Raw genomic sequence first — 13,552 nt, 5'->3', positions numbered from 1 at the left:
TCGTTTCGGCTGTGATGAAGATTGAGAAAGAGCTTATTAGATGGTAGAAAATCAATAAATAGTGCCGTCAGCGCTTCACTGTTTCATTCATAACAACAATGACCAACACCTATGGATAAAATACACGCAATGCAGCTTTTCCTTCGGGTCGCGGAACTGGAAAGTTTTTCCCGCGCGGCGGAGACGTTAAGCCTGCCAAAGGGGAGCGTATCGCGACAGATCCAGGCACTGGAAAACGCACTGGGCACGCAGCTGCTGCACCGCACTACCCGCCGCGTCAGCCTGACGCAGGACGGCATGGTTTATTACGAGCGCGCTAAAGATCTGCTGATGAATCTGGACGAACTGGACGGCATGTTCCTGCACGACCCTTCAACCATCAGCGGTCGGCTACGTGTGGATATGCCCGTTGCCATTGCGCGAAATGTAGTCATTCCGAAACTGCCTGCATTTTTACAACAGTTTCCCGGCATTGAGCTGGAGCTGAGTAGCAGCGATCGTCTGGTCGATGTCATCCGCGAAGGATTTGACTGCGTGGTTCGCGTGGGAAACTTAAAGGACTCCGGGCTTATCGCCCGCCCGCTTGGGAAACTCTCGGTGATTAACTGCGCCAGCCCGGATTATCTGACGCGATTCGGCTACCCTGAGACGCTGGACGATTTGGCTTCGCATGCCCTCATCCACTACTCCGCCACGCTGGGCACGCGTCCACAGGGTTTTGAGTATTACAACGGCAGCGCGACCCAGTGGGTAAAAACGGGAGGCGTATTGACGGTTAACAGCACTGAAACCTACCAGGCCGCCTGTATCGCCGGGCTTGGGATTATTCAGGTTCCGCGCGTCGGGGTGCGTGATGCCCTGCGCACGAAAAAACTCGTTGAGATCCTGCCGCAATACCGGGCTGAACCGATGCCCGTCTCCCTCATTTATCCCCACCGCCGTAACCTCTCCCGCCGGGTGCATGTGTTTATGGAGTGGCTTACCGAACTCACAAAAGGTTACGTCGACTAGTCACAAGCTATAATTCAGTAACATCCAGCTCAACGAAAAGGAAAATGCGCGTGACGCCGGAAAATAACCCGCAACGACCGACTCAACATTTAGATTATGAACCCATCAAAAAGATGGATAACGAGCCTGAAGCGCCGAAAGAGCCTGGAACGGCCAGCAAAGCGCTGGGCACCGTGACCGGCATAGCCGAAAAAATTCAGCAGATACCCGCGATTGCTCACCTGATACGCGCCGCTGAGCGCTTTAACGACCGCATGGGAAATCAGTTTGGCGCGGCGATTACCTATTTCTCGTTCCTGTCGATGATCCCCATCCTGATGGTGTCATTTGCCGCCGCCGGTTTTGTGCTGGCGTCTCACCCGACGCTGTTGCAGGACATCTTCAATAAGATCCTGACCAACGTCAGCGACCAGACGCTCGCCGCAACGCTCAAAAGCACCATCAACACCGCCGTGCAGCAGCGTACCACCGTGGGTATCGTCGGGTTGCTGATTGCGCTCTATTCCGGGGTGAACTGGATGGGCAACCTGCGTGAGGCTATTCGCGCCCAGTCGCGTGACGTCTGGGAGCGTAGACCGCAGGATCAGGAGAAGATATGGGTGAAGTATTTGCGCGACTTTATTTCTCTGATTGGGCTGCTGGTGGCGCTGGTCATTACGCTCTCCATCACCTCGGTCGCCGGTTCCGCGCAGCAGATGATTATCTCCGCGCTGTACCTGGATTACATTGAATGGCTGAAACCGGCCTGGCGCGGCATTGGTCTGGCCATTTCTATCTTTGCTAACTACCTTCTGTTCTTCTGGATCTTCTGGCGTTTGCCCCGCCATCGTCCGCGCAAGAAGGCGCTGATGCGCGGGACATTGATTGCCGCCATTGGTTTTGAGGTGATCAAGATTGTGATGACCTATACGCTGCCGTCCCTGGTGAAGTCTCCCTCCGGCGCGGCCTTTGGTTCGGTGCTGGGGCTGATGGCTTTCTTCTATTTCTTCGCTCGCCTGACGCTGTTCTGCGCCGCGTGGATCGCCACGGCAGAGTATAAAGATGACCCGCGCATGCCGGGTAAAACCCACCGCTGATATCATGTCGGGCTGATATTTCAGCCCGATTCGCCATTTCAGCATATAAATCCAGGCCGTAACTTTTATTTAACGCAAAACCAGTTTTAATGACTGATATTTAAAAAGTGTGAAGCATTTCATAGAAGTGTTTTCGCTGGTCTGAAAATTATCCGCTTTTTGTTGCTTTTATGACCACACCACGCCTTTGTTACAGATTGAAATGTCGCTTTTGCTATGCCTAATATGGCCCTTCGTTCGTCCAAAAATAAGAAAATATTATGCAAGCAACAGCCACCACACTTAACGAAGGGGCGGAACACGTTCCGGTCAACTCGCGCAATAAAGTCGTCGTCGCATCGCTGATTGGCACCGCCATTGAGTTCTTCGACTTTTATATTTACGCCACCGCTGCGGTCATTGTCTTTCCGCATATTTTCTTCCCTCAGGGCGACCCGACGGCAGCCACGCTACAGTCTTTAGCCACCTTTGCTATCGCCTTCGTTGCGCGTCCGATTGGTTCAGCGGTCTTTGGGCATTTTGGCGATCGCGTCGGCCGTAAAGTGACGCTGGTTGCCTCGCTGCTGACGATGGGGATCTCCACCGTCGCCATCGGCCTGCTGCCGACCTATGAAACTATCGGCATTCTGGCGCCTGTGCTGCTGGCGCTGGCGCGCTTTGGGCAGGGTCTGGGGCTGGGCGGGGAATGGGGCGGCGCGGCACTGCTGGCGACCGAAAACGCCCCGGCGCGCAAACGAGCCCTGTATGGCTCTTTCCCGCAACTGGGCGCACCGATTGGGTTCTTCTTTGCTAACGGCACCTTCCTGCTCCTCTCCTGGCTGCTGACTGATGAACAGTTCATGAACTGGGGCTGGCGTATTCCATTCGTCTTCTCTGCCGTGCTGGTGCTGATTGGCCTGTACGTTCGCGTGTCGCTGCACGAGACGCCGGTCTTCGCTAAAGTCGCCGCGGCGAAAAAGCAGGTTAAAGTTCCGCTGGGGACGCTGCTGACCAAACACCTCCGCGTGACCGTGCTGGGCACGTTCATCATGCTGGCGACCTACACGCTGTTCTACATCATGACCGTTTACTCCATGACCTTCAGTACCGCCGCCGCGCCGGTCGGCCTGGGCCTGCCGCGTAACGAAGTGCTGTGGATGCTGATGATGGCGGTCATCGGATTTGGTGTGATGGTGCCCATCGCGGGCCTGCTGGCGGATAAATTTGGCCGTCGTTCAAGCATGATCGTCATCACCTCGCTGATTATTCTGTTCGCGCTGTTTGTCTTCCCGCCGCTGCTGGGTTCAGGTAGCCCTGCGCTGGTGATGGCGTATCTGCTGATTGGCCTGAGCCTGATGGGGCTGACTTTTGGCCCAATGGGCGCGCTGCTGCCGGAGCTGTTCCCGACTGAAGTGCGTTACACCGGCGCGTCGTTCTCCTATAACGTTTCGTCGATTCTGGGCGCCTCGGTGGCTCCGTATATCGCCACATGGCTTCAGGCGAACTATGGCCTGTTCTATGTGGGTGTCTATCTGGCGGCAATGGCAGCGCTGACGCTGATTGCGCTGCTGCTGACGCACGAGACGAAGCATCAGGCGCTGTAAGTGAATGCCGGGTGGCGGCTACGCCTTACCCGGCCTACGATTCAGCCCTCACCCACAGGGCTGAGGGCTCCCCACAAAATAATGCCTGCACAGACGGCCCCCTCTCCCTTGAGGGAGAGGGCTGGGGTGAGGGGGAACATACGGCTCTGGTGGTCATTCCGTTCACGTTATGTTCCTTGCTACTCTGTCACGACATGAGCGGTGAACGTGCCAGGGTGGCTCAGTCGCCACCACCCTGGCGACCCGGGCTTCCGGCGGAAAATCGCCGCTTCGCGGTGCCTTCGGCTTATTCCTTCCGGCTTATCGGGGACGGGCGGAGGTAACATCCCTGTAAAGCCCGCCCTCTCGGCGCATCCCTGCGCCTCGCCCCGGCCTACAGGAAACGCCTCAGCGATTTACAGCCGGACCGAGGCATCGCTGAAAGCCCTCAGTTATTCTGAGGCAACGTTATAGCTTTTGCTTTCAAATTACTGGAGCCCCCTCTCCCCACAGGGAGAGGGAGAAACGGGACTACTTCTTCATCTGCGACAAAATCGTCCGACACTGATTCGCTTCGCCTTCTGACGGCGAAATCAACGCCAGCAGCGCCGCCGCAGGGGTGACCAGCGTAGCGAGCGCGGCGGCGACCACACCACGCGCAATCAACGGCCCGGCCTTCACGCCCGCCTGAGGATCTTTGAAGGTCCCGCGAACGTACAGCGGCGAGCGCAGGGTGATGATACGAATGCCTTTACTTTCCGGATCGATGGTTAAATCCAGCTGCTCGGACGCCATGCTGGCGGTACCGGTGACGTTGATAACCGCGTTTTCCGTGTCGAAAGCGAAGATCTGCGGACGCGCCACGCCGTTGACCAGATCCAGATTTGCCGCCGCGCAGTTAACGCGTACTTCGTCGTCACCGAAGATTTGCCCGATGATAAAGTTCCCGACGTTCAGCCCCAGGATCTCCATCAGGTTACGGCTCACCAGCCCGTCGTTCATCAGCAGCTTCAGGTTGCCGTTTCCGCTACCCAGCAGCGCCGCTACCGAGTTACCCGTGCCGCGAATATCCGCGTCGCCGTTCATCTCACCGAGGGTTTTCTGCATCAGCTCCACGTCCGGCATCAGCTCTTTCAGCTTCAGCCGACGCGCCTGGATCTCCGCCCTTCCCTGCATTGGCTTTTTATCCCCCTCCAGGTGGATATTCGATGAGATGGTTCCCCCGGCCATGCCAAACTTCAGCGGTTGCAGGCGCAGGTCGGCGTTTTTCAGGATGATATGGGTCGAGAGGTTGCTCAGCGGCAGCGTGCTGCCATGCTCAATTTTACGTCCTTTGAAGCGCACATCCGCATCCATCACGTCCCATTTGTCGGTTTCGAAGCGGTCATAGGGCAGCACTTTACCCGCAGGCTGAACGTCCTTTTTAACCTCTTTAGACCTCGTGCCTTTGCCCGAATCTACGCCAATCAGCGGACCAAGATCGGCCAGACGCAGCTGGCGGGATTCAACGTCCCCCTCCAGTTTCGGGCGCGGTTTACCGGTGGTGTAGGTCAGCGTGCCGTGGATATCGCTGTCGCCGATGCGCCCGTTAAAATTCCGGTAGTCAAAGATGGACGATTTTTCGGTGTTGATTTTGGCAACCAGGCGCCCGTCCGTTTCAAACGGCGGGGTATCCGGCAGCAGCACGCCGGTCAAATCGTACAGTTCACCCAGCGAATCCCCGGCAAACTTAAGCTGGAGGTCGACGCCGCCCATGTTCATCGGGTCGTTAACCGTGCCCACGAACGCCACGCGGGTGTTGCCCGAGCGGAAATCCGCCTGCACCGGGAACGGCGTGCCCTCACTCCTGAGCGCCAGCATGCCGCCGATTTTGCCTTTACCGGTCAGCGGCTGGCCGTTGTAGCGCCCTTTCGCCGTCAGGCCGAAGACGTAATCGCCCGCTTTGCTGTCATCGCCTTTGGCTTTACTGCCCGTCACTTCGCTAAACGGCAGAGGCTTACCCAGCGGATCGACGAGGATCTCCACGTCAGCCTTACTCACCTTATCGTCAATGGCGATCCTCCCCCGATCGAACAGAATATTGTCGAGGCGGAAAGACCACGAAGAGGGCTGCGCATTCTGATCTTTATCGCCGCTGCTGGCGAGATCGAACGTCCAGTTGTTGTTTTTCTCTGACAGGCGAATTAGCCGCGCGTCGGGCTGCTGAAGTTTGATCCACGGCAGATACACCGTTTTGGTTAACAGGGCTAACGGCGCCAGCGTGGCTTCCACGCGCGGCAGGTGGATCATGGTCACTTCGGGGATGTCCGGCGGGTTGCCGAGAATGATGTCGTCGGCGTGAACGTGCGGCCATGGCACCCAGCTTCGCCAGCCGGTTTCCTCTTTCTGGCGCTCCCACACGACACCCAAATCGCCACGTATTGCGAAGGGGCGGTTTAGCTCGGTTGAGACTTTCTGGTTGATGGTCGGTTTGAGCCGGTTCCAGTCAAACGTGGCGATAATGATGATTAAGACCACGATCAGCAACAAGAAAATCCCTGCTGTCCAGGAAATCACCCTGGTTGTTTTTGTCATTGTTGTCCCCTTTCCTGATGAACTTGCCTCTAAAACTATAGTTCAGACAAAGGGAAGCGGGCAGATCAGAGGGTAGTTATCACCTTTTCCAGGGTATCCATGGGGACAGGACGAGAGAGGAAATAACCCTGTGCCGCCGCTGCCGGGGAATTTTGCACGTCGCGCCACTCCTCCAGCGTCTCTACGCCTTCCACAATGACGCCCTGGCAATAGCGGTTCATCAGTTGCAGGAGCATCGTAAACAGGTTCCGTCCCTCCGGCGTCTGGCGCAGCATGATAAACAGATCGCGGGCCACTTTGATGTAGTCATAACGCACTTCGCTCAGGGCGGAGAAGTTGGCCATACCGGTACCGAAATCATCCAGCCACAGCGGGCCAAACTCACACATCGAGGCAAACGAGGAGTCCTGCGGCAGCTGAACATGTTCCACCAGCTCGAAGCGCATCCACGGCAAGGTGGCAATCAGCGCCTGCAATGTCGCGTTTTGACGTAACGCCATCAGGGTTGGGCCATCCACGTTCACCGACGCCAGAATACCGTGCTGCTCGAAGAACGCCTGCTTCGTCGCCAGCATTCTCAGCTGCTCTTCCAGCACGTCGATACGCTGACGCACGGCAACCTCCGCAAAATAGCGGTCCGGTGCAATACGCTGTGAAGGATTCGATGGATGAGTGACGACCGTTAACACCTCAATCGCCATTAACCGACCGTCGGTACGGTAGATGGGCTGATAGGTGTACGCTCGCTCACATTGCAGCCAGTAGCGATGCTCCTGCAAGTTCTCAATACTTGCCTCAGGCGTAGTGCTCAGCCGCTGGATAACCTGCTCTGACTTCATTTCGGATGTCCTGTTGTATGGGATAGCCTTTCTGGACTCGTCACTGAGTTATCGGCCCGCCAGGTGAGAACTTTATGTTCAATTCACCGGGAAAATGAAATTAAGATGACAGAAATATGCCGGAATACGCGCTGGCTCAAAAAAAATAATGGAACGTCGTTTTAATATAGTTGACCATAAAAAACACACAGCGCACACTACCCTTAATTACTTTGTTCAGGTTCACGACTATGTCTAAAAAAATTGCCGTGATTGGCGAATGCATGATTGAGCTGTCCCAGAAAGGCGCGGAAGTCAGCCGCGGTTTTGGTGGCGATACATTGAACACCTCCGTTTACATTGCCCGTCAGGTCGCCCCCGACGCGCTGAGCGTGAGCTACGTTACCGCGCTGGGAACGGACAGCTTCAGCCAGCAGATGCTGGAAGCCTGGCAGGGTGAAAACGTTGGGACCTCGCTGATCCAGCGAATGGAAAACCGCCTGCCGGGTTTGTACTACATCGAAACCGACAGCACCGGCGAGCGCACCTTCTATTACTGGCGTAATGAAGCGGCCGCCAAATTCTGGCTGGAAAGCGAGGCCGCCGCTGCCATTTGCGAAGAACTGGCGACCTTCGATTATCTCTACCTGAGCGGGATCAGCCTGGCGATCCTGAGCCAGGAGAGCCGTGAAAAGCTGCTGTCACTGCTGCGCGAATGCCGTGCCAATGGCGGTAAGGTGATTTTCGATAACAACTACCGTCCGCGTTTGTGGGCCAGCCGCGAAGAGACGCAGCAGGTCTACCAGCAGATGCTCGAATGCACCGATATCGCCTTCCTGACGCTGGATGATGAAGATGCTCTGTGGGGCGAAAAACCGGTTGATGAGGTCATTGCCCGGACGCAGGCTGCCGGGGTCAGCGAAGTGGTGATCAAGCGCGGGGCGGAGTCTTGCCTGGTGGCGGTTGCAGTTGAAGCCGTGACAGAGGTGCCGGCGGTGAAGCTGGCGAAAGAGAAGGTAATCGATACCACGGCGGCGGGAGATTCTTTCAGCGCGGGGTATCTGGCGGTACGTCTGACGGGGGGAACGCCGGAAGCGGCGGCGCAGCGCGGTCACTTGACGGCCAGCACGGTGATTCAGTATCGCGGAGCGATTATTCCGCGCGAGGCGATGCCTGCTTAAGGACTGTGCGGGCTGATGCCCGCACCCTAACCCTCTCCCTCAGGGCTGAGGGAACGCAGAGCTTACTGGCCCTGCGGAATATCGCTCGCATCCTGGTGTAAATCATCGGCTGCCGTTTGCGCTGGCTGCGGCGGCGTCGCCATGATGGCGCTCCAGGTGGCCTTCAACTCTTTCATGTCATATTCCGGCTCACCTTTCGGCTGCAACAGAATCAACGCCATATCCTGCGACAGCTGCTGACGCAGATCCTGATTCAGCATCTCCACGGTCAGACCGTTCAGGAAGTCCTGACGCAGTTTCTGATACTGCTCCGGCGCGATATCCACCACCTGATTCTGCAAGGAGCGAATGCGCTGGCTGATTAAGATATCGGTATCGGCGCGGGCATAGGTGGCGAACAGTTTCTGCAATTCGAGGGATTTCTGCGCCACCAGCGCGTTAAACTCCTCTTCAGACAGGCCCTCTTTCCGCACTTTAGCCAGCTCTTTCGCCACCACGCCGAGATTGGCATTCAGCTTATCGCCCGGCGATTCCACGTTAATGGCGCACTGGGCGCGCTGGAACAGCACTCGGCAGTCAAAGCCCAGGCCAATATCTTTCACGTTGTTCTTGCTGAGCGTCTGCTGAACGTGCCAGAACAGCGCTTCACGCGCGAGATCCGCACGCCAGTAACGCAACAGCGCAGAAGACTCGCGGATCGGCTGCCAGGCCGTATCCCACATCATTGAAAGACGATCCTGACGCACGGTATCCGTCATGATGCTGACCGTCTCAGGACGCAGCGGGGACAAGGTAGGAACAGGGGCGGGCGTTTCACGCTTCCCTTTCAGATCGCCAAATGCTTTGTTGATCTGTTCTATCACCGCACGGCTGTCCACGTTGCCCACCACAATCAGGGTCATGGCATCCGGGGTGTACCACTGCTGGTAGAAAGATTTCACCTGCGCGGCATCAACCGGCTGTTTCAGCGGCTCTGCCGGGTCGTGGCCAAGCAGCGTTGACCCTTTCAGGCGGTAGCGCCACCAGCCTTCTTTGGTATCCGTCGGCCAGGTCGCCACCATGTCGCTGTTGCTCAACGCATAGTTAACGGTCTCAGGCGTAATCGCCAGTTTGCCGGTGGCATCCGAAAGATAGGTCAGCGCTTCTTTAAGCAGATCGTTACGGTTGTTGGGCAGGCTCAGGTTAAACATGGTGTAGTCATAGGAGACCACAGCCGGGGGCAGCGGGCGTTTCGGATCGATGGCCTGTTGCCATAAAGAACGCACCTGAACCGCCTGCAAACTGCCGCTCTGGGTGAGCGCCAGTCGAGGAATAAAGTGGCTTAAGCCGGTCTGCTGGGTGCTTTCAGTGAGGGAGCCGGTATTCACAGAAAGACGGATTTCAATGCGATCGCTCGGACGTTGCGGAGTGGATAATACCTGCCACTGGAAACCATTCGCCAGTGTTCCCTGTTGCCAGGCCGGGTCTGGCTGGAGCGCATCTGCCTGCACATAACTGGCTGCTGCCATCATCAGCAAACCGCCGGTTAAGAGTCGAATTTTTGTGCCCTGCATGTGAACCCCTGATCAACATTCCTGGTTAAAGAGAGTGTCTCGCGACGTGAGCACTCAAAGATGACGATGAAAACCTTCCGATTAGACAGCGTGTTCGGCTAAACGTCACGGGCGGAAGTGAAATATACCCAAAAAAAATCTTGTCGAATTATGACAGGTATGAACGGTTATTATGCGCAGGTACCCGCATCCCCACAAGGGAATACGGGCATTTATGAGGGATTAAGAGGATAAACCGGGGGTTTTGTCCTCAGATGTGCGGTTATTCAGCGTATCGTTAAGCTTCTTGTGATCCAGCTCTTTCACCCACTTCGCCACCACAATCGTCGCCACGCCATTGCCGACCAGGTTGGTTAACGCACGGGCTTCAGACATAAAGCGGTCAATACCGAGGATCAGGGCCAGGCCCGCCACCGGCAGATGGCCCACCGCCGAAATGGTGGCCGCCAGCACGATAAATCCGCTGCCCGTTACGCCCGCCGCCCCTTTTGAAGAGAGCAGAAGCACCACCAGCAGCGTAATCTGATGGAAGATATCCATGTGGCTGTTAGTGGCCTGGGCAATAAAGACCGCCGCCATCGTCAGGTATATCGAGGTGCCGTCCAGGTTAAAGGAGTAGCCCGTAGGAATAACCAGCCCCACCACTGACTTACGGCAGCCCAGCTTTTCCATTTTATCGAGCATACGCGGCAGCGCGGACTCCGAAGAGGATGTGCCGAGGACAATCAGCAGCTCTTCACGAATGTAACGGATAAATTTGAAGATGCTGAAGCCGGTCGCACGGGCGATGGAGCCGAGCACCACCACCACAAACAGAATACAGGTGATGTAGAAACAGACGATCAGCTGGCCAAGCTGTACCAGCGTGCCGACGCCATATTTCCCGATGGTGAAGGCCATCGCGCCAAAGGCGCCAATCGGGGCCAGACGCATGATCATGTTGATGATGCCGAAGATCACCTGCGAGAAGCTTTCAATGACGTTAAAAATCAGCTGGCCTTTGCTGCCAAGACGGTGCAGGGCAAAGCCAAAAAGCACGGCAAACAGCAGCACCTGGAGGATGTTTCCGCTGGCGAACGCGCCAATCACGCTGCTCGGGATCACGTCCAGCAGGAAGGCAACAATCCCCTGATCTTTCGCCTGTTCAGCGTAAACCGCCACCGCTTTCGCATCCAGCGTGGCCGGGTCGACGTTCATGCCCGCGCCAGGCTGTACCACGTTGACAATTATCAGGCCGATAATCAGCGCGATGGTACTGACAATCTCGAAGTACAGCAGGGCAACCGCCCCCGTACGCCCGACCGCCTTCATGCTTTCCATGCCAGCGATACCGGTCACCACGGTACAGAAAATGACCGGCGCGATGATCATTTTGATGAGCTTAACGAACGCGTCGCCAAGCGGTTTCATCTGCGCGCCCAGCTCCGGGTAGTAGTGACCGAGCAGAATACCGATGGCGATGGCTGTCAGGACCTGGAAGTAAAGACTTTTGAAGAGTGAGGTTTTCATAGGGTGTCCCTGGAAAGAAAAACTACAGGCTTTGTAAGGTTATGGTTAACCTGCGGCTTTAAAATAACACCCACATAACAGGACAGAAATAAACGGGGTTCAAATTTGAAACACAAATGTTAAGAACTTTGAGCTGGCTCGCACAAGCCAGCAACAAAATTACACTTTTGCGTTATTGCCAGCGTCGGCGAGATAGCGTTTCTCAAAGATATCCGTCGGTACGGCGCGGTCAAACAGGAAGCCCTGTCCGCTCTCCACGCCCGCCGCAGCCAGCCACTCACGTTGGGCGTCGGTTTCAATACCCTCGGCAATTACGTGCAGATTCAGGCTGTGCGCCATCTGAATAATGGCCTGTACCAGGCTGCAATCCTCTGGCAGCCCATCCACAAAGGTTTTGTCGATTTTCAGGACGTCCACCGGCAACGTTTTCATGTGCTGGAGCTGACGCAGGCCAGAATACCCCATACCAAAATCGTCCAGCGCAATGCGGATCCCGGCATTACGCAGCGGTTTCAGAATGGCGACAGCATCGTCAGGATTGTCGATACAACGGCTCTCGGTGACTTCCAGGATCAACGTGTGGGGCTGAATGCGGTAGCGGTGGATCAACTCGAGCATCTCCGGCACCATGGTCGGGTGCATCAGCTGTAGCGCAGAGAGATTCACCGACAGCGGCAGCGTGATGCCCCGTTGTTGCCAGGCCGCAAGCTGGCGGCAGGACTCTTCCAGCACCCAGTAGCCGACGGTGACCATCAGGCCGCAGGACTCGATACGTTCGATCATCCCCTCAGGCAGCTCCCACGTGCCGTCCGGCTGTTGCATACGCAGCAACGCTTCGGCGCTGGTCACTTCACCCGTGCGCAAATTGACCTGCGGCTGTAGCCAGAGCGCAAACTGGCGATTGTCCATCGCCGTCAGAATGTCGCTCTCTTCCGTCAGGCGCTGCTGGGCTTTTTCCATCTGCTCCGGATCAAAGAACTGGATCTGGTTTTTGCCTTTCCGGCGCGCGGTGAACGCGGCCGAGAAGGCCCGACGATAAAGCTGCTCGGCGGTCAGCCCCCCGTAGTACATCGCAATACCGATGCTGGCGCTCGGGCGAAGCTGGATACCCTGAATGGGCAGCCGCTCATTAATGACAGTGAGTACTTGCTGACCTAGCGTAATGGCGTGCCACGGCTCTTTAACACCGTGCGCGATCACCACCAGGTCATAACCGCTGACCTGGGTGAGCACCATGCGCGGCGCCAGAACGGATTTCACCTTTTCCACCAGCGTCAGCAACAGCATCTCGCGCTGGCTCTCTTTCAGCACGCCCGCCGTGTCCTGCAAGGTTTCGCAGGCAATCACCATCAGCGCGGTGGTCTGCTGGCGGGCGACGGTCTGCTCCAGCAAGGCCATTAAAAACGCTTTGTTTGGCAGATCGGATACCGGAAAACGGGTGGCGTTGCTACTGAGCTCTTCCTGCTGACGCAGGACACGCTGCTGGTTGATATTGTAACTCCGGACCAGCATGCCAATTTCATCGTCGTGATGCAGGCGCGGCAAGGGAAGCTGATGCCCCATGTGCTCCTGTGGAGAGAGGTCGTTCAGCTCCCGGGCTATGCGGCGCAACGGATGCACAATTAACCGGTTGATACACCATGTCAGCGCCACGCTCAGCATTAGTGTCAAAAGTAAGTAAGTAGTCACTAACGTAGCAACCCAACTCATGACGAATTTATACATGCGGTACGAGTCGGCCTGTAGCACCAGGTAGGCCAGCGGCTGCGGGTTAGCCGGTCTTTCCAGGGAATAGAGAGGCAGGGAAATTTGCACCGGCAGTTCAAACAGGCGCATCACCATCATCGGGACGGGACGCTCCGGGATAAAACTCATCCGCAGCGCCTGGAACTGGTTCGGCAGCACGACATCCGCGCGGCTCACGATACCGGCGGGCTGAATGCGCTTCAGGATGGATTCCGCCTCGGGGATATCCCCTTTCAGGATCGAGGCTGACAGGGGTTCCCGCACCGAGCGGGCAATACTTTCCAGTTGCGAAGCCGTGTTATAGCGATTCTGCTGTACGGAGTGAAACAGCAAAATGACGCAGAAGATGAAGACAAACAGCATTGTGACGGCAGACACCATCGCCATCTGTTTGATCGTTAAGGAACGGCTGACACGCAAAATGACTCTCCACAATACTCGAAGCGCAGGGCGCACCAGGGTGTAAACCTGGTGCGCCCGAGTATACCCGATAGCTGCACTTTTAAGAGAGACTTACAATTA

At 56.4% G+C, this 13,552-nt stretch carries 9 protein-coding genes; 4 read left to right on the top strand and 5 right to left on the bottom strand.

Annotated features, from left to right (window positions below; translation table 11 throughout):
• The first annotated feature begins 111 nt into the window (after positions 1-111).
• The 3 genes from H2Z33_RS09450 (at position 112) to H2Z33_RS09440 (ending at position 3,670) form a co-directional block, all read left to right on the top strand.
• Complete coding sequence (locus H2Z33_RS09450; RefSeq protein WP_017384184.1) at positions 112-1,011, top strand: LysR family transcriptional regulator; 900 nt, start codon at positions 112-114, stop codon at positions 1,009-1,011.
• 50 nt (positions 1,012-1,061) lie between these two features.
• Positions 1,062-2,087 carry an inner membrane protein YhjD gene (gene yhjD, locus H2Z33_RS09445; protein WP_023295574.1) on the top strand — a complete coding sequence of 342 codons (1,026 nt, stop codon included), beginning with the start codon at positions 1,062-1,064 and terminating at the stop codon, positions 2,085-2,087.
• Between the two features lie 260 nt (positions 2,088-2,347).
• Entirely contained in the window at positions 2,348-3,670 is a 1,323-nt protein-coding gene (locus H2Z33_RS09440; protein WP_015571519.1) for an MFS transporter, read from the top strand.
• Positions 3,671-4,180: 510 nt separating this feature from the next.
• Here the strand turns inward: H2Z33_RS09440 and H2Z33_RS09435 are convergent.
• Together H2Z33_RS09435 and pdeH are read right to left on the bottom strand one after the other, a co-directional pair.
• Positions 4,181-6,223 (bottom strand): AsmA family protein, encoded by a 2,043-nt coding sequence (locus H2Z33_RS09435; protein WP_063135053.1) that lies wholly within the window; start codon positions 6,221-6,223, stop codon positions 4,181-4,183.
• 65 nt (positions 6,224-6,288) lie between these two features.
• A complete protein-coding gene (gene pdeH / locus H2Z33_RS09430) occupies positions 6,289-7,062 on the bottom strand; it encodes a cyclic-guanylate-specific phosphodiesterase (protein WP_015571521.1) in 774 nt (257 codons plus the stop codon).
• Between the two features lie 230 nt (positions 7,063-7,292).
• On the opposite strand from pdeH, the gene H2Z33_RS09425 reads away from it, so the two are divergent.
• The gene (locus H2Z33_RS09425; RefSeq protein WP_198091832.1) at positions 7,293-8,222 is read left to right on the top strand and encodes a sugar kinase; all 930 of its coding nucleotides are present in this window, start codon (positions 7,293-7,295) and stop codon (positions 8,220-8,222) included.
• 62 nt (positions 8,223-8,284) lie between these two features.
• Here H2Z33_RS09425 and H2Z33_RS09420 read toward each other — a convergent pair whose 3' ends face one another.
• The 3 genes from H2Z33_RS09420 to hmsP form a co-directional block, all read right to left on the bottom strand.
• Positions 8,285-9,775, bottom strand: a complete 1,491-nt coding sequence (locus H2Z33_RS09420) for a M16 family metallopeptidase (protein ID WP_023295577.1) — start codon at positions 9,773-9,775, stop codon at positions 8,285-8,287.
• A gap of 222 nt (positions 9,776-9,997) precedes the next feature.
• Positions 9,998-11,284 (bottom strand): C4-dicarboxylate transporter DctC, encoded by a 1,287-nt coding sequence (gene dctA / locus H2Z33_RS09415; protein WP_015571524.1) that lies wholly within the window; start codon positions 11,282-11,284, stop codon positions 9,998-10,000.
• A 159-nt stretch (positions 11,285-11,443) separates the two neighbouring features.
• On the bottom strand, positions 11,444-13,450 hold the full coding sequence (hmsP, locus tag H2Z33_RS09410; protein WP_032672215.1) for a biofilm formation regulator HmsP: 2,007 nt from the start codon (positions 13,448-13,450) through the stop codon (positions 11,444-11,446).
• Between the last annotated feature and the right edge of the window lie 102 nt (positions 13,451-13,552).

The sequence above is a fragment of the Enterobacter sp. YSU genome (genome assembly GCF_016082135.1).
Classification (GTDB): domain Bacteria; phylum Pseudomonadota; class Gammaproteobacteria; order Enterobacterales; family Enterobacteriaceae; genus Enterobacter; species Enterobacter hormaechei_C.
This window is presented reverse-complemented; position numbering and strand designations above follow the sequence as displayed.

What these genes read in the sequence shown, in the direction of transcription:
- H2Z33_RS09450 (WP_017384184.1), top strand. Translation starts at nt 112, where the DNA reads ATGGATAAAATACACGCAATGCAGCTTTTCCTTCGGGTCGCGGAACTG.
- H2Z33_RS09440 (WP_015571519.1), top strand. Translation starts at nt 2,348, where the DNA reads ATGCAAGCAACAGCCACCACACTTAACGAAGGGGCGGAACACGTTCCG.
- H2Z33_RS09435 (WP_063135053.1), bottom strand. Translation starts at nt 6,223, where the DNA reads ATGACAAAAACAACCAGGGTGATTTCCTGGACAGCAGGGATTTTCTTG.
- dctA (WP_015571524.1), bottom strand. Translation starts at nt 11,284, where the DNA reads ATGAAAACCTCACTCTTCAAAAGTCTTTACTTCCAGGTCCTGACAGCC.
- H2Z33_RS09425 (WP_198091832.1), top strand. Translation starts at nt 7,293, where the DNA reads ATGTCTAAAAAAATTGCCGTGATTGGCGAATGCATGATTGAGCTGTCC.
- pdeH (WP_015571521.1), bottom strand. Translation starts at nt 7,062, where the DNA reads ATGAAGTCAGAGCAGGTTATCCAGCGGCTGAGCACTACGCCTGAGGCA.
- H2Z33_RS09420 (WP_023295577.1), bottom strand. Translation starts at nt 9,775, where the DNA reads ATGCAGGGCACAAAAATTCGACTCTTAACCGGCGGTTTGCTGATGATG.